Origin of the sequence: Amycolatopsis decaplanina DSM 44594, assembly GCF_000342005.1 — a bacterium.
In the GTDB taxonomy this organism is placed as follows: domain Bacteria; phylum Actinomycetota; class Actinomycetes; order Mycobacteriales; family Pseudonocardiaceae; genus Amycolatopsis; species Amycolatopsis decaplanina.
The window spans coordinates 108,340-126,725 of the sequence record NZ_AOHO01000032.1; the positions used below are offsets into that span (position 1 = coordinate 108,340).

Sequence of the window (18,386 nt, forward strand, 5' to 3'; positions counted from 1 at the left end):
TTCCGCTTCTGACCGCCCTTCTCGTGCTCTTGTCCGCTTGTTCCCCCGGAGATGAAGACGCCATGAAACCGACCATCACCGAACACGAGGCGAAAGACAGGGTCGAGCAGTACATCGAGGGCGTGCTCGGCGCACTGCCCGACTCGGCGGAACGAAAGCCGTTCACCCAGAACAGGTCTGAATGCACCGACCCCACCGACAACGGTCCCCAAGGCCGCTTCGAGATCTCCGCGACCTATGAGGTGACAGGTCTCGAACCAGCACGGTTCGGCGAGTACTTCGACGCCGTCGTCCAGTGGTGGTCGGCTCACGACTTCACGGTCTTGACGGATTCGCGGCCGAAGGATCAGTACGTGTTCGTCAGGAACAACGCGGACGCCTTCGACATGACCGTGCAGGCGAACGACCTCGGCAAGTTCTACGTCGGGGCGACCTCACCCTGCGTCTGGCCGAACGGCACGCCCGAACCGCAGGCCCTCGAAGCCACCGAGCCCGAGCAGCCGGTCGCCGCTCCCCCGGAGCCGGAACCCGAGCCGGTTCGCAAACCGCGTCGCGCTCCCGTCGACGACGAAGACTTCGCCCACACCGACTGGACCGACGGCGGCACCTCCTTCTGACCCTCGTGAGTGGTGAGGACGGTTAGAACCGTCCTCACCACTCACGAGACCCGCATGCCCAACCGCTGAGAAAACGGGTCGCCCCGCCGTCACCTGGCCTCTACCCTCCGGCCGTGACCGCCGAACTCGCCCCCGCCGTCAGCCGGCACGTCGCGCATCGCGGCCGGGGCATCACGCTCATCCTGCTCGCCGCGCTCTTCTTCGGGACCTCGGGCGTGCTGGGCAAACCGGCGATGCAGGCAGGGTTGTCCCCGGAGCAGGTCGCGGCGATCCGCATCGGGCTGTCGGCGATCGTGCTGCTCGCGCTGGTCGCCGTCTTCCGGCCGGAACTTCTCAAGGTGACGAAGAACGAGTGGCCACTGCTCCTCGCGTACGGCTCGCTCGGCGTCGCGGGCGTCCAGCTCATGTACTTCCTCGCGGCCGGACGGATCCCGGTCGGGATCGCGATTCTGCTCGAGTTCACCTCACCGGTGCTGATCGCGCTGTGGGTGCGGTTCGTGCGCCGGGTGCGGCTGCCGAGGGCGATGTGGGCGGGGATCGCGCTGGCGATGACGGGACTCGTGCTGGTCGCGCAGGTCTGGGAGGGGCTCGGCCTGGACGTCCTCGGGTTGCTCGCCGGCCTGGGCGCGGCCGTCTGTTCGGCGGGCTATTTCCTGCTCGGGGAGCGTGGCGTCGCGGACCGCGATCCGCTCGGCATGGTCACCTGGGGGATGACGATCGGCGCGGTCCTGGTGTGCGCGGTCGCCCCGCCGTGGACGATCCCGTGGGGTGTCCTCGACGCCCCGGCGGCGTTCGGGCCGTGGGAGCCGCCGGTGTGGTCGTTGCTGGTCACCCTGGTGCTGATCGCGACCGTCCTCGCCTACGCGACGGGCATGGCGGCGCTGCGTCATCTCCCGGCGTCGGTGGCGAGCGTCGTGGGGCTGGTGGAGCCGCTGATCGCCGCGGCCGCGGCCTGGCTGCTTCTGGGTGAGGCGCTCAGCTGGGTTCAAGCCGCCGGCGCGGTGGTGCTGCTGACCGGCGCGTACATCGTCCAGCTGAATTCGAACGTGGTCCAGACCGACTCAACCCTGCTGGAAGCCCCGTAGGTCGCTGATCTCCTGCTGCTGCGAACGCGAAGTCGTCGCGGCGAGGTCGCGGGCGTCGGGGTTGCGGCCGTGCTGGGTTTCGGCGTCGGCGATACGGACACCGGCCTCGCGCTGGCGCAGCAACCGCGCGACGAACTGGCGGTCGAAGTCCTTTCCGGACAGTCCGGCCAGTTCCGCCATGTCGCCGGGGGCGATGTACCCGTCGCGCTGGACGTGTTCGAGGTTCGGGTCGTCCGGTGCGGGCTGCCCCCACGACTCGATGAGCCGGGAGAGCCGCGCGATCTCCGGTTCATACGTGTCGATGACCCGCTTCGCGAGCGCCTTCAGCCGCTCGTTCCCCGCGCGGGTTTCCGCCAGGGAGGCCAGATCCACGCCCTGCTGGTGGTGTGCGAGGGCTTGCCGCGCGAACGCCAGGTCTGCGTCGTTGAACGGAACGGCGGCCTGCTGCGCCGCTGGTGACGACCCGGGAGGCGCCGTCTGCGTCTGGGGCGCCTCGTCCGAGCAGCCCGCGAGCACGACGGCGGCCAGGGCGACGGCGGGCAGGAACCGGAGGACGGCGTGCGGCATCGAAGAGCTCCTCGGAACGCGCGGTGGAGGTGCCTAGGTTGGCAGAGTCCACATCGGCCTGTTCACCGGGGGTTGCGCAAACACTTTTCCTTCCGGCCTCGCGGTGCGACAATCCCGCGATCCACCGCGACTCCGGCAGGAGGAAACAGCGAATGGGCGCGGAAACCACCCCGGACACCACGACCGAGCGGACGGGCCTGCGCCCGGACCTGCGGCAACGCCACGTCCGGATGATCGCGCTGGGCGGGATCATCGGAGCGAGCCTGTTCATCGGCAGCGGCGCGGTCATCCACACCGTCGGCCCGGCGGCCGTTCTGTCCTACGCCATCGGTGGCCTGATCGTCGTACTGGTGATGCGGATGCTCGGCGAGATGGCGACGGCCTCGCCGTCACAGGGGTCCTTCATGGAATACGCGCGGACCTCGCTCGGCGGTTGGGCGGGCTTCACCGTCGGCTGGCTGTACTGGTACTTCTGGGTCGGTGTGGTCGCGTTCGAGGCCGTCGCCGGGGCGAAGATCCTCCAGACCTGGATTCCCGTTGTCCCGCAATGGATCTTCTCACTGGTGCTGATGTTGTCGCTGACCGCGGCCAACCTCGCCTCGGCGCGTTCGTTCGGGGAGACGGAGTTCTGGCTCGCGTCGGTCAAGATCGCCACGATCGTGGTGTTCCTCGTGGTGGGCACCCTGTTCGTGCTCGGGGCCTGGCCCGGCGGATCGTTCTCGGTCGGCAACATCGCGCAGGACGGTTTCCTGGCCAACGGCCCGTTCTCGGTGGTGCACGGCGTGGTGATCGTGATCTTCTCCTACTTCGGCGCGGAGATCGTCACCATCGCCGCCGCCGAATCGCGTGAGCCCGAGACGGCCGTGCGCAAGGCGACGTCGTCGATCGTCTGGCGGGTCATCGTGTTCTACGTCGGCTCCGTGACGCTGCTGGTGATGATCACCGGCTGGCGTGACATCCCGGCCACGACGAGCCCGTTCGCCGCCGCGTTCGGCCGGTTCGGCATCCCCGCCGCCGAGACCGTGGTCAGCGCGGTGGTGCTGACGGCCGTGCTGTCGGTGCTGAATTCGGGGCTGTACACCGCTTCCCGCATGTTGTTCGCGTTGCGTGGCAACGGCTGGGCGCCGAAATGGATCGCGGACACGAACCGGCGCGGCGTGCCGTGGAAGGCGATCCTGGTGTCCACTTCGGTCGGTTACGTGGCCGTGGTGATGAACTTCGTTTCCCCGGACAAGATCTTCTACTTCATCATCAACTCCGCCGGGGCGGTCGCGTTGTTCGTCTACGCGATCATCGCCGGTTCGCAGCTGCGGATGCGGCGCCGTCTGGAGGCCGAAGCGCCGGAACGGCTGAAACTGCGCATGTGGGGCTACCCGTGGCTGAGCAGGCTCACTCTCGCCTGGACGCTGGCCGTGGTCGCGTCGATGCTGTTCGTGGACGCGGACACGCGGGCCCAGCTGTACCTGAGCCTGATCAGCCTGGCGGTGATCCTCGCCGTCTACTTCATCCAGCGCCGGCGATCCGGCCGAGAGCACCGTAAAACACCTCTTTGATCTTCGCGGGGTCACGGCTGAGGAAGGCCTGACCGCCGGTGGGCGCGACGAGCTGCCCGAGTTCGGTCTCGTCGGCCTCCGGGCCGATCCCGATGGCGACCAACGGCACCGGGCGGTCCCTCTCGCGCAGCTTTCCCAGCTCGGCCACCAGGTTCTCACGGCTGATGCCGTGGGGATCGGTGTCGCGGCCGTCGGTCATCACGACGACCAGGTTCAGCTTCCCCGGCTCCCATTCCTTGTACGCCAGCCGATAGATGTCGAGGACGCTGTCGTAGAGACCGGTCTGCCCGTCCGGCACGGCGCGGACGGCGCGCAACCGGTCGACGGCGGCCAGCTGCTGCCCGACCGGCGCCATCGGCAGGATCTCCCGGTAGTCACGGTCACCGTCCATTTTGGTCGCGAAGGCCAGAAAACGGATCTGTGATGTGGGTTTGAACAGGTGCAGGGCGTTCTCGGCCGCCTCCAGCGTGATCCGGAGGCGGGATTTGCCGGTTCCCGGCACCGGGGCGCTCATCGACCCGGAAACGTCGATGAGGACCTGCACCCGGGCGCTCATGTTCACTCCGGCCCATTGCCTGAGCGTTTTGTCGACCTCGGCGGAGTCCGGGATCTCGGCACTGCGCTGCCCCTGTGCCGAAACGCGCTGATCGGTTTCGGTCAGCCGCAACGCTTGTCCGCCCGGGGCGCGCAGATCGGACCGCGTGCCGGTCGCGGCGCCGTGGAGCAGGGCGCGTTTCAGTTCCGCGACGGCCTTGCCCTGCTGCTGATTCCCACCCGCGATCTCGACGAACGGGTAGTCGAGCGCCGGGGCCGCGGGGGAGTACGCGGCCACCAGCGCGGTCTCGTCGCCGGAAAGCTCGGAGTTGTGCCGCAGCACGGCGTTCTCCGACGCGGGGAACACCGTCGCGCCGGAAGTGGCGGCGGAGAACTTCCGGAGCAAGGCGACGTACGCGGCTGCCGGATCCGAGGCACCCTTCGCGACATCGCGGAGCGCCAGTAGCGCGGAAACACCGACGGGGTCGCGCACCGGGTCCGGCATTCCGGCGACGACCTCGGCGCCGCCGAGCACTTCCGGCCAGGTCAGCGGCTTGCGGGGCCAGCCGAGCCCTTGCGCGACCGGTTCCGCGACCGCGAGTACCACCGGCGAACTGGCGATCGACGGCCCGGAAACCGGAACACCGTCGGCCCGCCTCAGGAACAGCGTCGAGGACGGGATCCAGACTTGGGGCTTGGGCGCGGTCCCGGACAACTCCTCCGCCATTTGGAAGGATTCCCTGGCCTGGACGTCGAATGTGACACACGCGAGGCCGAGGTCGCGGGCGGCCTGGGTGACGGCGGGGGCGATGTCGGGCGACGCGGCGACGACCACCCGCGCGGGCTCGCACTCGGGTTCGGAACGCGCCATGACCACGGCCACCCAGGTGGCCGCGCCGAGCACGGCCGCCAGCGCGAGCGCCAGTAGCGGTAGCAGTATCCGTCTTCGGGTCCGGGCGGTGGCGTGGCGTCCCATCGACTCTCCCGGCATCGGGGTTCGAGGAGCGTCCGAGGGTACGCCGACAGCCCCCTTAGGGGAAGGCTGTCCGCCCACCAGCTCGTGAGTGGTAAGGACGGTTAGAACCGTCCTTACCACTCACGAGTCCTGGCTAGACGGGGATGACCGTCGGCACGATCATCGGACGGCGCCGGTAGGTGTCGGCGACCCAGCGGCCGACGACGCGGCGCACGGCCTGCGCGATGCGGTGCGTGTCGGTGATGCCCTCGCCCTCTGTCCTGGCGAGTTCCATCTCCACCAGCGGGACCACGGCGTCGAGTGCCTTCGGGTCGTCGGAGAAGCCACGGCCGGACACCGTCGGGCTGCTCACCGCGCGGCCGGTGTTGGAGTCCACCGCCACCGTGATCGCGATGAAGCCGCCTTCTCCCAGCACGAGCCTGTCGGACAAGGTCGACTCGCCGACGTCGCCGACCGAGAGGCCGTCGACGTACACGTGCCCGACCTCGACCCGGCCGGTCCGCGTGGCCTTGCCGTCGACGAGGTCGACCACGACGCCGTCCTCGGCGATGACCACGTTCTCCGGCGCGACTCCGGTGCGCACGGCCAGTTCTCCGTTGGCACGCAGGTGTTTCCACTCGCCGTGCACCGGCATGACGTTGCTGGGACGCACCGCGTTGTACAGGTACAGCAGCTCGCCCGCCGACGCGTGCCCGGACACGTGCACCTTGGCGTTGCCCTGGTGCACGACGTTCGCACCGAGCCGGGTGAGACCGTTGACGACGCCGAAGACCGCGGTCTCGTTGCCCGGGATCATCGAGCTGGCCAGCACGACGGTGTCGCCCGCGCGGATCGAGATCTGCCGGTGCTCGCCGCGCGCCATCCGCGACAGCGCCGACAGCGGCTCGCCCTGCGACCCGGTCGACACGAACAGCACCTTGCCCTCGGGCAGGTCGCCCGCCTGGTCGAGGTTGACCAGCAGGCCGTCGGGCACGTTCAGCAGGCCGAGGTCGGCGGCGATGCCCATGTTCCGGACCATCGACCGGCCGACGAACGCGACCCGGCGCCCGTGCCGCACGGCGGCGTCGAGTACCTGCTGGACGCGGTGCACGTGGCTCGCGAAACAGGCCACGATGACGCGCTGGCCGACCTTGCGGACGACGTCGTCGAGCACCGGGCCGATGTCGCGTTCCGGCATGACGAACCCGGGCACCTCGGCGTTGGTCGAGTCGACGCAGAACAGGTCCACGCCCTCGTCGCCGAGCCGGGAGAACCCGGCGAGGTCGGTCAGCCTGCCGTCGAGCGGGAGCTGGTCGAGCTTGATGTCACCGGTGTGCAGCACGACCCCCGCCGGCGTGCGGATGGCCACCGCGAGCGCGTCCGGGATGGAGTGGTTGACCGCGAAGAACTCGAGGTCGAACTCGCCGACCTTGCGTCGCTCGCCCTCGCGGACCTCGATCAGGTTCGGCCGCTGGCGATGCTCCTTGGCCTTGGCCGCGAGCAGCGCGTTCGTGAAGCGGGAGCCGTAGATCTTCAGGTCCGGCACGAGCCGCAGCAGGAACGGGACGGCGCCGATGTGGTCCTCGTGCCCGTGGGTGAGGACGAGGCCGTCGATGTCTTCGAGGCGGTCTTCGATCGCACGGAAGTCGGGCAGGATCAGGTCGACGCCGGGCTGGTCGTCTTCGGGGAAGAGGACTCCGCAGTCGACGATCAGCAGACGACCGGCGAACTCGAAGACGGTCATGTTGCGGCCGACTTCGCCGATCCCGCCGAGCGCGACCACGCGCAAGGCGCCTTCGGGCAGCGCCGGCGGCGGGGTGGTCGGTCCGGGTCCGGTTGACAATGAACTCACCGAGGCATGGTCCCTACGCTGGTGTGTGAGGTCGGCGCCGTGTAGGCCGCCGCTGAATCTGCTTGTGCCACTCGTGCACCATGCCAGTCACTGGCGGCGCTTTCACCGAGCGGCACGCCCCCCTGGGCGAGATCGGCGGAAATCACCTGGAGCTGTTCGTCGGTCGCGGCCACGATGGGCAGCCGCGGGTCACCGATGTCGAATCCGCGCAGCTTCAGGGCCGCCTTCGAGAACGCGACACCGCCGACGCGGGACATCGCCCGCAGGACCGGCAGCATGCCGCGGTGGTTGGTGCGCGCGGTGGAGGTGTCGCCGGACTCGTAGGCGTCCATCATGCCGCGGATGCGGCCCGCCACGACGTGCCCGATCACGCTGACCACGCCCGCGCCGCCGACCGAGATCCACGGCAGGTTGAGGCCGTCGTCGCCGGAGTAGTAGGCGAGCTGCGAGTTCGCGATGACCTCGGAACCGGCGATCAGGTCGCCCTTGGCGTCCTTGACCGCGAGGATGCGCGGATGCTCGGCGAGCCGCAGCAGCGTGTCGACCTCGATGGGCACGATCGAACGCGGCGGGATGTCGTAGAGCATCACCGGCAGGCCGGTGGCGTCGGCGACCGTGGTGAAGTGCGCGTAGAGCCCGGCCTGGCTGGGCCGCGAGTAGTACGGCGTGACGACGAGGATGCCGTGGGCGCCCGCCGCTTCGGCCTGCTTCGCCTGCTCGATGCTGTGCGCGGTGTTGTTCGTGCCCGCCCCGGCGACGATCGTCGCGCGGTCACCGACGGCTTCGACGACGGCACGGACCAGTTCGGTCTTCTCCGCGTCGGTCGTGGTGGGGCTCTCCCCGGTCGTGCCGTTCACGACGAGACCGTCGTTGCCCAGATCCACGAGGTGTTCGGCCAGCTCCTGCGCCCGCTTCAGGTCCAGCGCGCCGTCGGCGTCGAAGGGGGTGGCCATCGCGGTGAGCACGCGCCCGAACGGTCTTCCCGGCGCTGCGGTAGGTGGAGTGGACATGCTGTGAAGGTACCTCCTGTGCGCGTCGAACCCCTTGCCGACGTGGCCATTCCCCGAGAATGCGAGAGATCTTCCGTGCCGAAGGCGAACTCGGCGCAAACTCTCTGTGAGCTATTTGACCTTGGTCGTGATCTGCGAGGGGATCTGACTCCCGTCGGCCTTGGCGAGCAGGCAGAGGAAGCCGCGCGAATAGTTATGGTCTTCCTCGTTGGGCGGCCGGTTCCATTCGGCTTCGGTCGGGACGACCGGACGCCAGATGAGGGACGTCCGCTGCTGCGGCGGGACGACGTTCGAGTTGAAGGTCGCCGAACACAGCGACTCGGCGATCCGGTTGACCGCGTCCGCACCGGGATACACCGCGACCTGGGCGTCGTCGTCCGAATAGGACTGGACGTCGAGCAGGCTCCCTTTGGAGAAGACCTCCAGCAGGTGGTCCTTGTCGCAGCTGACGTTGTCGTTCAGGTTGATGCCCTCTTTGAGCGGCACGTTGTAGCAGTCCCCGGACGAGCCGAGCTTGACCTGGCCGTTGATGCCGTAGGTCAGTGTCGCCTGCGCCTGCGAAGTCCCCTTCGGCGCGGCCATCCAGCGGCCGAGGAAGATCCCGCCGACCAGGGCGCCGATCACGGCGACCGCGGCCAGGCTCAGCCACAGCGGACGCAGGTTGCGCTTCGCCGGGGCCGGGGCGAGCCGGGTCATCGGCTGGCCGGGCTGCAGCATCGCGGTGCCACCCGAGGGCGGCGTCGGCTGGGACTGCACGCCCTGCGCGGCCGCGAGCAGGCTGCGCACCTGGTCGTAGGACATGCGTGCCTCGGGTTTGGTGACCAGCAGGCCGAGGATCGCGGCGGCCAGCGGGCCCTGGACCCGGGTCAGGTACGGGGCCTCGGTCATGATGGCGTGCAGTGTCGCGGCGGTGGTCGACCGTTCGAACGCGACGATGCCCTCCGCGGCGAAGAACAGCGTCGTACCCAGCGACCAGAGGTCGGATTCGGGCATCGCGTCGCGGCCTTCGACCCGCTCCGGCGCCATGAACGCGGGCGAGCCGACGATCATGCCACTGGTGGTCAGGCGCGGGTCGTCGGCGGCGTGCGCGATGCCGAAGTCGGTGAGCTTCACCCGGCCGTCCGGCGCGACCATGATGTTCGCCGGTTTCACGTCGCGGTGCACGATCCCGGCGGCGTGCGCGGCCCGCAGCGCGGACAGCACCCGCTCCCCCACCAGCGCGATCTGCTGGGCGGGCATAGGGCCGCGGTCGCGCACCAGGTCGGCCAGCGTCGGCGCCTCGACCAGTTCCATCACGATGTAGGTGGCGCCGTTTTCGGTGACGACGTCGTACACGGTGACGACGGCCGGATCGTTGAGGCGCCCGGCGGAGCGGACCTCGCGCAGCATCCGCTCCGTCAGCACCGAGGCGTCCTCGGGAGCGTTCGGGAACTTCAGCTCCTTGATCGCCACCTGACGGCCGATCACCTGATCCTGCGCGCGCCAGACGATGCCCATCCCGCCGCGGCCGAGCTCGCCCAGCAGGGCGTATCGACCGGCGATGATCCGCGCGCCGGCGGCCTGATGCGTCTGCTGGGGCGGCCCGTACGGACGGGTGTGTTCGTCGGTCAAGGTTCGGTGCTCCTTCGGTTCGCGCAGGATGCTGACTCGGACCCGTTCGCGTCCCGAAAGGTTCCTTCGCCCGGCTGGTGAATCAGACCGTGACCTCGTGCCCGGCTTCCCGGAGCGCCTTCACCGCGCGCTCCAGCTCCGAAGCCCGGACCAGCACGTGGTCGGTGTCGAAGGTGGACATCGAGAACAGCGCCACCCCGGCGGCGGCCAGTTCGCTCGACAGCGCCGCGATGATGCCGGTCAGCGTGAAGGCCAGCGGCCCGCGGACCGACAGCAGCCGCCAGCCGTCCTCGACGGTGGCCCCGGCCGGCGCGAGACCGGCCGGGCAGATCACCGACAACTCCTCCGGCGTCCGTGTGAGGGAGATCAGCACTGGCTCGCCGGGGTCGAGCAGGTTCGCCGGTACCGGCGCGTCCGGGGCGAGGCGGGCGACCGCGTACTCGCCGGGCCGGACGTCGATCGCGAGGCGTCGCATCAGCCCTCGAGAACCTTCGGGCTGGAAGCGACCTCGGTGCCGTCGGGCAGCGCGGAGATGGTGAAGTCCGCGAACACATTGCTCGAGGCCTTCTGCAGCTCGCGCAGGCACTCGATGGCCAGGGCGCGGATCTCGACGTCGGCGTGCTCGGTGGCGCGCATCGCGATGAAGTGCCGCCAGGCGCGGTAGTTGCCGGTGACCACGATGCGGGTCTCGGTCGCGTTCGGCAGCACGGCGCGGGCGGCCTGGCGGGCCTGCTTGCGGCGCAGGGTCGCGCTCGGCACGTCGGCGAACTTCTCCTCCAGCCCGGCGAGCAGTTCGGTGTAGGCGTCGACGGCGGCCTGCGAGGCGGCGAGGAACTTCGCGTGCAGTTCGGGGTCCTGTGCGATGACGTCGGGCTCGACGAACGCGGCGTCGCGCTCCGGGACGTAGCGCTGCGAGAGCTGCGAGTAGGAGAAGTGCCGGTGGCGGATCAGCTCGTGCGTCAGCGACCGGGAGATCCCGGTGATGTAGAAGCTGACGGACCCGTGCTCCAGCACCGACAGGTGACCGACGTCGATGATGTGCTCGAGGTAGCCGGCGTTGGTGGCCGTCTTCGGGTTCGGCTTCTTCCAGGACTGGTAGCAGGCCCGGCCCGCGAATTCGGCCAGCGCCTCACCACCGTCGGCATCGGTCGACCACGGTACGTCCGACGGCGGGAAGAACTCCGTCTTCGCGATCAGTTGAACCTTGGGTGACACGGTCTCGGCCACGTTCGCACTCCTTTTCGACCCCTGCTCCACGACTCCGGGCAGCGTAACCGCAGCCGTCTCTGACACCCCGACGACATCACGGTGACGTCATCGGCTCCTTGACTGACATCACATGTGACGCCATAGTGGTGTCATGGATCTGACGCCGTACATCACAAGCCTTCGCGAGGACCTCGCGAACACGGCTTCGGCCGGCGACGAGCAGACGCGGCGCGCTGCCGCGCTGCTGTCGTCGGCGCTGGAGCCGGCCGCCCGGCTGACCATCATGAACGCCCTCGCCGACCTGGCGGCCGAAGTGACCTCCGCGTTGCCGGGGCACGTCGTCGACGTCCGGCTCGACGGCCGCGACGTACGCGTTGTCGTCACCGGCTCCGCCGAGGGCGCCGAGCAGTCCGCGCCCCGCCACGAGGCGCCGCGGGAGACCCCCCGCCCGCCCAAGGTGGACACGGGCGACATCACCCGCATCACGCTGCGCCTGTTCGAGCAGGTCAAGGGTCAGGCCGAAGCCGCCGCCGCCGCTCAGGGCGTTTCGCTGAACACGTTCGTCTCGCAGGCCGTCCAGGGGGCGCTGGGCAAGAGCGGGAGCGAGCACTGGCACTACAAGCAGAAGCCGGGCGGCGGTGCCGGTTCGCACCTGCACGGCTGGGTCCAGGGCTGAGGGGACGGAAATGACCGAGGAAAGCATTCCCGCCGGTGAAGAGACCGTGCGCGTCGAGGACTTCGAGGCCGAAGGCCCGATCGAGATCGACGTGAGCGTGGCCATCGGCCGGGTGACCATCGAACTGACCGGCGAGAGCGGGGTCCACGCCGAGGTCCGCCGGGACGGCGGCGAACAGCAGCCGTGGGTGGACGGGATGACGAGCCTGCTCAGCTGGGTCGGGGAACGCTTCGGCGACCAGCTCGGCGGTTCGCCGGCTGCGTCGGCGGGCGACGCCGTGGCGCAGACGCGGATCGAGAAGGTCGGCAACCGGCTGGTCGTCCAGGCGCCGAAGGCCTGGCAGCTGAAGAACGTCCCGCTCGCCGTGAGCGTCCGGGCGCCCGCCGGTTCACATCTGGAGGTGCGGGCCGGGGCGGCCGACGTCACGGTCACCGGCTCCGCCGGGCGGGCCGACCTCCTGACCGGCGCGGGCAAGATCGGCCTCGAACGGGCCGACGGTTCGGCGATCGTCCGCACCGGCACCGGCGACATCAAGCTCGGCCCGACGCTGTCCGGCCTCCAGTTGCGCACCGGCAGCGGGTCCGTGGAGGCGTCCTCCGTGAGCGGTTCGGCCACGGTCGCGACCGGAACGGGTGACGTCTGGCTCGGCGAGGTCGCGGGCGAGGTCCTGGCGCGCACCGGCAGCGGCTCCCTCTCGGTGGCGGACGCCGCCTCCGGGACGCTGGAGCTGACCACCGGATCGGGTGAGGTCCGGGTCGGGATCCGCGGCGGCGTTCAGGCGGAGATCGACCTTTCGTCGACGACCGGATCGGTATCGAGCGAACTGGACGTCGCGGAGACCGCCCCCTCGGAGGTCTCGCTGAAGGTGCGGGCGCGCACCGGCACCGGCGACGCGGTGGTGACCAGCGCGGCCCGGTGAGGCCGCTGACCGCGGGGCGAGCTGCCCCGAGCGCCACGCTTGAGACACTCAACGTCCCGGGCGTGGCGCTCGGGGCATTCCGCGCGGGGTCGCTAGCGCACGAGGCGGGCAAGGACGGGAGCGAGGTCGCCCCGCTCCCCCACCGCGACCCCGTCCAGCCCCTGCCATTCCGCCATCAGCCGCAGCTCGCCCGCCAGCTCACTGGCGACCCGCGCGACGTCCACCCCAGGCTCGGCGAAGGCGCCCTGGACGCGAAGCACCCCGGCGGCGCGGTCGGCCTTGAGGTCGACCCGGCCGACGAGTTCGCCGTCGAGCAGGAACGGGAACACGTAGTACCCGTAGATCCGCTTCGGCTCGGGCACGTAGATCTCGATGCGGTAGAAGAAGTCGAAGATGCGCTCGGTGCGGGCGCGTTCCCAGATCAGCGGGTCGAACGGCGACAGCAGGGCCCGGCCGGTGACCGACCTCGGCGCCTTCGCCGCGACGTGCCGGTACGCCGGGGCGGGCCAGCCGTCCACGATCACCGGTTCCAGCACACCCGCGTCGACGAGTTCCGCCACCGCCCGCTTGCTGACGTCCGGGCCGAGCCGGTAGTAGTCCCGCAGGTCCGGTTCGGTGCCGATGCCCAGCGCGAGGGCCGCGCGGTTGATCAATTCGCGGGCGCCTTCCTCCGGGCTCACGTTCAGCGAAAGGATCTCCGGCGGCACGACCCGTTCGGTCAGGTCGTACAACCGCTCGAACGACCGGCGCGTGCCGGTGGTCAGCTGACCCATGCCGAAGAGCCACTCGCAGGCCTTCTTGACCTCCGACCGCTCCCACCACGAGCCGGGCTTGCCACGACCCGATTCGCTCTCCAGCGCACGCTCGATGCCACCCGCGCCGATCGGCCCCTGTTCCTTGACCACGGTCAGGATGTCGTCCACCAGCTGGGGCGTCTGCTCCAGCACCCGCGCGTAGTTCGTCCACCAGCCCATGCGCTTCGCCCCGGACCGCAGGAGCGGCCAGTCCGCCACCGGCAGCAGACTCGCCTCGTGCGCCCAGGATTCGACCAGCATCCGGGGTTTGCGGGCGGAATGGGACCAGGCCGCGTCGTCCACCAGCGCGGGCTCGTACGAGCCGAGCCGGGAGAACAGCGGCATGTAGTGCGCGCGGACCGCGACGTTCACCGAATCCAGTTGCAGCAACTGGATTCGCGACAGCACGCGCTGCAGATGCCTTCTCGTCACCGCTCCGCTCGGACGCGCGTCGGCGAACCCCTGTGCGGCCAGGGCGATCCGGCGCGCGACCGGGCCGCTGATGGTCGTAGTGCTCATCGTCGGAATGGTGCCATCCGCCACCGACAGTTTCCGGCGGTCCGGCTACATCCGCCTTCCTCCCCACCCCCACCCTCAATGGATGGAGCTTCGCTCCGCTGTAGGTTTCCCGTATGGCCGCCGCCGAAGTCCGCCCAGCAGTCGTGTCCGACGCCCCCGAAATCGCCCGTATCCAGCGCGACACCTGGCGAAGTGCCTACACGGAGCTGCTCGGCGAAGCGGCCGTCGCCGGACTCGACATCGAGGAACTCGAAAAGACCTGGACCGAAACGATCGAGTACCCGGGCACGCGCGTCTTCCTTGCCACCGAAGGCGAGTTCACCGTCGGTTTCTGCGTCGCGGGCCGCGCCCCGGTGAGCGAGGTGGCCACCGCCGACGGCTCGCTGCCCGATGACGCTTCGACGACGGCGCTCATCGCCTCGCTGCTGGTCGAGCCGCGCTGGGGACGGCGCGGGCACGCGGGACGGCTGCTGGCGAACGCGTCCGCCTGGCTGCGCGCGGACGGCGCCACGCGCGGGATCAGCTGGGTCGCCCAGACCGACCACGCGTCACTGGGCTTCTTCCGCCGCGCGGGCTGGTCGCCCGACGGAACCGTCCGCATCCTCGACACCGGAAGCACGAACGTGCGCGAAGTCCGGCTCACCGGCGGCCTCGACCTCGAGCTCACTCCCTGACTTCGCGAACACGACCCAGCGCATCACCGCGTACATGAAGACGCCTTCGCACGCCCCGGCGATGAGCCGGGAGAGGCGGTAGTCGACGCCCAGCGCGGCCAATCCCGCGCCGACGCCGAGCAGGAACGCCACGTAGTTGATGACGATCGCGATGACGTACAGCACCGCCTGCCTGCCGACGGGTGCGTGCGAGCGGAAGTTCATGCTGCGGTTCAGCACGAAGCTCAACCCGAACGCCGTCGCGTACGCGAGCGTGATCGCCAGCCACACCGGCAGGCCGAGCCGGCCGCGAAGCAGGGTCAGCAGGATCAGGTCGACCCCGAAGGTGAACCCGTTGATGAGCGCGAAACCGAGGAAACTCGGCGCCACCAGCCGGGAAAGCCCGAAGGGGAGGCGCCGGACCACGGCCGCGCAGAAGTCGGCGAAGCGATCCGCGAAACCCTTGCCGCGGACCGCGTCGTGCACGTCGGCCACGGATCCAGCATGGCAGCGGCAGGTGGCCGCGAGCCGACGAACAGGTGATCTTCTGGTGCGGCCGGAAGCCGGGAACGGGGGCTGGCCCCAGTGCGTCCTGGTTTTCAGCTGCTAACTTGGAGAGAACGAAGATAACGGGGAGGCAACGATGGTGGGCTGGTTGCTCCTGTCGTTCGCCGTCGCCTTCGGTTCGGCGATCCTGCCCGTGGTCAGCATCGAGATGTTCCTCATCGGCCTGTGCGCGAGCCAGCCGACGATGCCGTGGCTGCTGCTCGGCGCGATCGTCGCGGCCGGTCAGGTCGGCGGGAAGACGCTCTACTACCTTGCCGCCAAGGGCACGATCAAACTGCCGAAACCGCTGCACGACCGCCTGCACCGGGAGCGGCCGCCCACCCCGCGCCGGGAACGATGGCGGGCACGCACCAAGAAGATGCGTGCCCGGCTCGACGCCCTGCGCGAACGGTGCCATCGGCATCCGCAGTGGATGGCGGGCACGTACGGGGTGAGTTCGATCGTCGGCCTGCCGCCGTACATGGCCACGAGTGTGCTCGCGGGGCTGGTGCGGATGCCGCTGGCGACCTTCCTGGCCACCGGTTTCGTGGGCCGCTGGCTGCGGTTCAGCCTGCTGGCCGCCTCCCCCGCCCTGTTCGCGGGCTGGTTCCACTACTGACCAACCTCGCAAGTAGGTGACTAATTGCGAGGTCAGCGGGAGGCGGCTTCGAGTTCGACGGCGCGCCGCATCGTCGCGCGGGCCCGTTTCCGGTCGCCGGCGATCTCGTACGCGTACGCCAGCCGGTACCAGACGCGCCAGTTCTCCTGATCCGCCTCGACCTCGGCACGGCGCTCGTCGAACCAGGCGTCGGCCGCGTCGCGATCCACCCGGCCCGAAGGGCGCCGGGGCAGGTCGGAGACGTCGGGCAGGCCGCCTTCCTCGTCCAGCCGCCGCGAAAGCCGCTGAATCTGGACGCCGGATCGCCAGGTGGTGACGATGATCCAGATCCCGAGCAACGGCAGCAGCAGCACGCCGACGCCGAAGATCACCGGCACTGTCTCACCGGTGCGCACCAACGCGATGCCCCGGCCCGCCAGCAGGACGACGTAGACGGCGAGCGCCGCCGTCATCACCAGCGCGAAGTTGCGGGCCCTCACAGGTCGAGAATGTTCTCGAGACCGACCGTGAGGCCGGGTCGCGTGAGCACCGAGCGCACGCCGAGCAGCACGCCCGGCATGAACGACGTGCGGTGCAGCGAATCGTGCCGGATGGTCAGGGTCTCCCCCTCGCCGCCGAACAGGATCTCCTCGTGCGCCACCAGCCCGGGCAGCCGGACGGAGTGCACGCGGACGTCGTCGACGAGCGCGCCGCGGGCACCGTCCACTTCGGACGTCGTCGCGTCTTCGCCGGGAGTGAGGCCGGCTTCCGCGCGGGCCTCGCCGATCAGCCGCGCGGTGTGCGCTGCGGTACCGGAGGGGGCGTCGGCCTTGCGGTTGTGGTGCAGTTCGATGACCTCTGCCGAGTTGTAGAACCGCGCCGCCTGCTGGGCGAACCGCATCGCCAGCACCGCGCCGAGGGCGAAGTTCGGCGCGATCAGCACGCCGAGCGACGGGTCGGCGGCGAGCCACGAACGCAGCTTCTCCAGCCGCTCCTCGCTGAACCCGGTGGTGCCGACCACCGCGTGGATCCCGTTGCCGGTCAGGAACTCCAGGTTGTCCATCACCGCGTCGGGATGGGTGAAGTCGACGACGACCTGCGCCTGCTTGAGCGCCGAGAAGTCGTCACCGGCATCGAGCGCGGCGACGAGCTCCATGTCGTCGGCGCCGTTGACGGCGTTGACCACTTCCTGGCCCATCCGGCCGCGTGCGCCCAGCACGCCGACGCGAATTCCAGCGGTCATGATGCGATCACCTCGTGCAGATCGTCCGGAAGGTCGTCGGCGTGAGCGTACGGCCCGACCACCGCCGCCGCCGACACGCCACCAGGGCGGTGCAGCAGAGTGCGAGCGAGCGCACAGACCTCTTCGGTGGTGACGGCGTCGATCCGCGCCACCGTGTCGTCCACGCCGAGATAGCGGCCGTAGTTCAGTTCGTTCTTGCCGATACGCGACATCCGCGAGGAGGTGTCCTCGAGGCCGAGCACGAGCCCGCCCCGCAACTGCCCCTTCGCCCGCGCGACCTCGGCTTCGCTCAGCCCGTCCTTGCCGACGAGTTCGAGCACCTCCCGGATCACCCCGGCGACCTCGCCGAGCTTCTCCGGCTGGCAGCCCGCGTACACGGCCATGTGCCCGGCGTCGGCGTAGCTCGCGACGGACGAGTACACCTGGTACGCCAGCCCGCGCTTCTCGCGGACCTCCTGGAACAGGCGCGAACTCATCCCGCCGCCGAGCGCGGCGTTGAGCACCGACTGCGCGAACCGGCGGTCGTCGTGCCGCGACAGCGAACGCAGGCCGAGCATCACGTGCGCCTGCTCGGTGTCGTCGGTGTGCAGCGCGAGTTTCGGCGCCATCGCGATCCGCGCGCGGCCGCCACGCGGCGCCACGGGCGTCGCCGTCCCGGTCAGCCGGTTCCGCAAAGCCTTGCGTACCAAGCGAAGCACCTGGCCGTGCTCGATGTTCCCGGCGACGGCGAGCACCATCCGCGGCAGCGTGTAGCGGCGCCGGTAGAACCCGCGCAGCGCCGACGCGGACATCTCGACGATGGACTTCTCACTGCCGAGCACCGGACGGCCCAGCGCGTGATTGCCCAGGATCGCGCCGACGAACGTCTCGTGCAGCAGGTCTTCCGGGTCGTCGTCGCGCATCGAGATCTCTTCGAGCACGACACTGCGCTCGGTCTCGACGTCCTTGTCCGTGCACAGCGCCTCGAACACGACGTCGGTGACGAGGTCCATCGCGAGCGGCAGATCCTCGTCGAGCACCTGCGCGTAGTAGCACGTGTGTTCCTTCGCGGTGAACGCGTTGAACTCCCCGCCGACCGCGTCGATCTCCTCGGCGATCTGGGTGGCGTCACGGTTCGTGGTGCCCTTGAACAGCAGGTGTTCGAGGTAGTGCGCCGCGCCCTCGACCGACGACGGCTCGTCACGCGATCCGACACCGACCCACAGCCCGACCGTCACCGAACGGGAAGCGGGAACATGCTCGGTGATGACCCGGAGGCCACCGGCCAGCACGCTGCGCTTGACCACCGCACCGTCCGAAGTGGACTCGAGGGTGCGGGTGCTGCCGACGGGCTGTTCGTGCCCGGAGATCTGACGAGCCATGGATCCTTCTGCCTCACGTGCCGTGAAGGCCACCTTGAGGGACGCAGAGTCCCTCAAGGTGGCCTTCACGGATCACTGGTGCTG

General features: G+C 69.7%; 18 protein-coding genes and 1 pseudogene. 7 read left to right on the forward strand and 12 right to left on the reverse strand.

What is annotated here, in order from left to right:
- Positions 1–62 precede the first annotated feature (62 nt).
- Positions 63–617 carry a hypothetical protein gene (locus H074_RS07210; RefSeq protein ID WP_007029367.1) on the forward strand — a complete coding sequence of 185 codons (555 nt, stop codon included), beginning with the start codon at positions 63–65 and terminating at the stop codon, positions 615–617.
- A 113-nt stretch (positions 618–730) separates the two neighbouring features.
- The gene (locus tag H074_RS07215) at positions 731–1,702 is read left to right on the forward strand and encodes an EamA family transporter (protein WP_007029368.1); all 972 of its coding nucleotides are present in this window, start codon (positions 731–733) and stop codon (positions 1,700–1,702) included.
- Here H074_RS07215 and H074_RS07220 read toward each other — a convergent pair.
- The gene (locus tag H074_RS07220; RefSeq protein WP_007029369.1) at positions 1,679–2,269 is read right to left on the reverse strand and encodes a DUF305 domain-containing protein; all 591 of its coding nucleotides are present in this window, start codon (positions 2,267–2,269) and stop codon (positions 1,679–1,681) included. The two genes, H074_RS07215 and H074_RS07220, sit on opposite strands and share 24 nt — an antisense overlap.
- 152 nt (positions 2,270–2,421) lie before the next feature.
- On the opposite strand from H074_RS07220, the gene H074_RS07225 reads away from it, so the two are divergent.
- Complete coding sequence (locus H074_RS07225) at positions 2,422–3,822, forward strand: amino acid permease (protein ID WP_007029370.1); 1,401 nt, start codon at positions 2,422–2,424, stop codon at positions 3,820–3,822.
- Here the strand turns inward: H074_RS07225 and H074_RS07230 are convergent.
- The 6 genes from H074_RS07230 to thyX all read right to left on the reverse strand — a co-directional run bounded on the left by H074_RS07230 (position 3,773) and on the right by thyX (position 11,011).
- Complete coding sequence (locus tag H074_RS07230) at positions 3,773–5,332, reverse strand: VWA domain-containing protein (protein ID WP_007029371.1); 1,560 nt, start codon at positions 5,330–5,332, stop codon at positions 3,773–3,775. The genes H074_RS07225 and H074_RS07230 overlap by 50 nt on opposite strands.
- A gap of 133 nt (positions 5,333–5,465) precedes the next feature.
- Positions 5,466–7,154: a ribonuclease J gene (locus H074_RS07235; protein WP_007029372.1), complete on the reverse strand. Its 1,689-nt coding sequence runs from the start codon at positions 7,152–7,154 to the stop codon at positions 5,466–5,468.
- Between the two features lie 5 nt (positions 7,155–7,159).
- Positions 7,160–8,173: a 4-hydroxy-tetrahydrodipicolinate synthase gene (gene dapA / locus H074_RS07240; protein WP_039921739.1), complete on the reverse strand. Its 1,014-nt coding sequence runs from the start codon at positions 8,171–8,173 to the stop codon at positions 7,160–7,162.
- A gap of 111 nt (positions 8,174–8,284) precedes the next feature.
- Positions 8,285–9,784: a serine/threonine-protein kinase gene (locus H074_RS07245; protein WP_007029374.1), complete on the reverse strand. Its 1,500-nt coding sequence runs from the start codon at positions 9,782–9,784 to the stop codon at positions 8,285–8,287.
- An 82-nt stretch (positions 9,785–9,866) separates the two neighbouring features.
- Positions 9,867–10,259: an ACT domain-containing protein gene (locus tag H074_RS07250; RefSeq protein ID WP_007029375.1), complete on the reverse strand. Its 393-nt coding sequence runs from the start codon at positions 10,257–10,259 to the stop codon at positions 9,867–9,869.
- Positions 10,259–11,011, reverse strand: coding sequence for an FAD-dependent thymidylate synthase (thyX, locus tag H074_RS07255; RefSeq protein WP_007029376.1), 753 nt, complete (start codon positions 11,009–11,011; stop codon positions 10,259–10,261). The genes H074_RS07250 and thyX overlap by 1 nt, the downstream gene beginning before the upstream one ends.
- Before the next feature lie 133 nt (positions 11,012–11,144).
- Here thyX and H074_RS07260 point away from each other — a divergent pair, with 133 nt between their 5' ends.
- Together H074_RS07260 and H074_RS07265 are read left to right on the forward strand one after the other, a co-directional pair.
- Positions 11,145–11,669, forward strand: coding sequence for a toxin-antitoxin system HicB family antitoxin (locus H074_RS07260; protein WP_007029377.1), 525 nt, complete (start codon positions 11,145–11,147; stop codon positions 11,667–11,669).
- Between the two features lie 10 nt (positions 11,670–11,679).
- The gene (locus H074_RS07265) at positions 11,680–12,588 is read left to right on the forward strand and encodes a DUF4097 family beta strand repeat-containing protein (RefSeq protein WP_007029378.1); all 909 of its coding nucleotides are present in this window, start codon (positions 11,680–11,682) and stop codon (positions 12,586–12,588) included.
- Positions 12,589–12,680: 92 nt separating this feature from the next.
- Here the strand turns inward: H074_RS07265 and H074_RS07270 are convergent, their stop codons facing one another.
- Entirely contained in the window at positions 12,681–13,901 is a 1,221-nt protein-coding gene (locus tag H074_RS07270; RefSeq protein WP_039921762.1) for a winged helix-turn-helix domain-containing protein, read from the reverse strand.
- 113 nt (positions 13,902–14,014) lie between these two features.
- On the opposite strand from H074_RS07270, the gene H074_RS39135 reads away from it, so the two are divergent.
- Positions 14,015–14,575: a GNAT family N-acetyltransferase gene (locus H074_RS39135; protein ID WP_083920381.1), complete on the forward strand. Its 561-nt coding sequence runs from the start codon at positions 14,015–14,017 to the stop codon at positions 14,573–14,575.
- 66 nt (positions 14,576–14,641) lie between these two features.
- Here H074_RS39135 and H074_RS41430 read toward each other — a convergent pair.
- Positions 14,642–15,049: pseudogene (locus H074_RS41430) on the reverse strand (GtrA family protein); the annotation flags it as partial.
- A 148-nt stretch (positions 15,050–15,197) separates the two neighbouring features.
- Between H074_RS41430 and H074_RS07280 the strand changes: the two are divergent.
- A complete protein-coding gene (locus H074_RS07280) occupies positions 15,198–15,719 on the forward strand; it encodes a YqaA family protein (protein WP_007029382.1) in 522 nt (173 codons plus the stop codon).
- Between the two features lie 32 nt (positions 15,720–15,751).
- Here H074_RS07280 and H074_RS07285 read toward each other — a convergent pair whose 3' ends face one another.
- Genes H074_RS07285 through H074_RS07295 form a run of 3 tightly spaced genes read right to left on the reverse strand, consistent with a single transcriptional unit; the run spans position 15,752 to position 18,302 of the window.
- Complete coding sequence (locus H074_RS07285) at positions 15,752–16,198, reverse strand: tetratricopeptide repeat protein (RefSeq protein WP_007029383.1); 447 nt, start codon at positions 16,196–16,198, stop codon at positions 15,752–15,754.
- A complete protein-coding gene (gene dapB / locus H074_RS07290; protein WP_039921741.1) occupies positions 16,195–16,941 on the reverse strand; it encodes a 4-hydroxy-tetrahydrodipicolinate reductase in 747 nt (248 codons plus the stop codon). The genes H074_RS07285 and dapB overlap by 4 nt, the downstream gene beginning before the upstream one ends.
- Positions 16,938–18,302 carry a M16 family metallopeptidase gene (locus H074_RS07295; RefSeq protein ID WP_007029385.1) on the reverse strand — a complete coding sequence of 455 codons (1,365 nt, stop codon included), beginning with the start codon at positions 18,300–18,302 and terminating at the stop codon, positions 16,938–16,940. The genes dapB and H074_RS07295 overlap by 4 nt, the downstream gene beginning before the upstream one ends.
- Positions 18,303–18,386 lie beyond the last annotated feature (84 nt).

Bases quoted from the DNA above. Each gene is read 5' to 3' on its own strand.
- H074_RS07210 (WP_007029367.1), top strand. From the start codon at position 63: ATGAAACCGACCATCACCGAACACGAGGCGAAAGACAGGGTCGAGCAG.
- H074_RS07220 (WP_007029369.1), bottom strand. From the start codon at position 2,269: ATGCCGCACGCCGTCCTCCGGTTCCTGCCCGCCGTCGCCCTGGCCGCC.
- H074_RS07225 (WP_007029370.1), top strand. From the start codon at position 2,422: ATGGGCGCGGAAACCACCCCGGACACCACGACCGAGCGGACGGGCCTG.
- H074_RS07230 (WP_007029371.1), bottom strand. From the start codon at position 5,332: ATGGGACGCCACGCCACCGCCCGGACCCGAAGACGGATACTGCTACCG.
- dapA (WP_039921739.1), bottom strand. From the start codon at position 8,173: ATGTCCACTCCACCTACCGCAGCGCCGGGAAGACCGTTCGGGCGCGTG.
- H074_RS07250 (WP_007029375.1), bottom strand. From the start codon at position 10,259: ATGCGACGCCTCGCGATCGACGTCCGGCCCGGCGAGTACGCGGTCGCC.
- H074_RS07260 (WP_007029377.1), top strand. From the start codon at position 11,145: ATGGATCTGACGCCGTACATCACAAGCCTTCGCGAGGACCTCGCGAAC.
- H074_RS07265 (WP_007029378.1), top strand. From the start codon at position 11,680: ATGACCGAGGAAAGCATTCCCGCCGGTGAAGAGACCGTGCGCGTCGAG.
- H074_RS07270 (WP_039921762.1), bottom strand. From the start codon at position 13,901: ATGAGCACTACGACCATCAGCGGCCCGGTCGCGCGCCGGATCGCCCTG.
- H074_RS39135 (WP_083920381.1), top strand. From the start codon at position 14,015: ATGGCCGCCGCCGAAGTCCGCCCAGCAGTCGTGTCCGACGCCCCCGAA.
- H074_RS07280 (WP_007029382.1), top strand. From the start codon at position 15,198: ATGGTGGGCTGGTTGCTCCTGTCGTTCGCCGTCGCCTTCGGTTCGGCG.
- dapB (WP_039921741.1), bottom strand. From the start codon at position 16,941: ATGACCGCTGGAATTCGCGTCGGCGTGCTGGGCGCACGCGGCCGGATG.
- H074_RS07295 (WP_007029385.1), bottom strand. From the start codon at position 18,302: ATGGCTCGTCAGATCTCCGGGCACGAACAGCCCGTCGGCAGCACCCGC.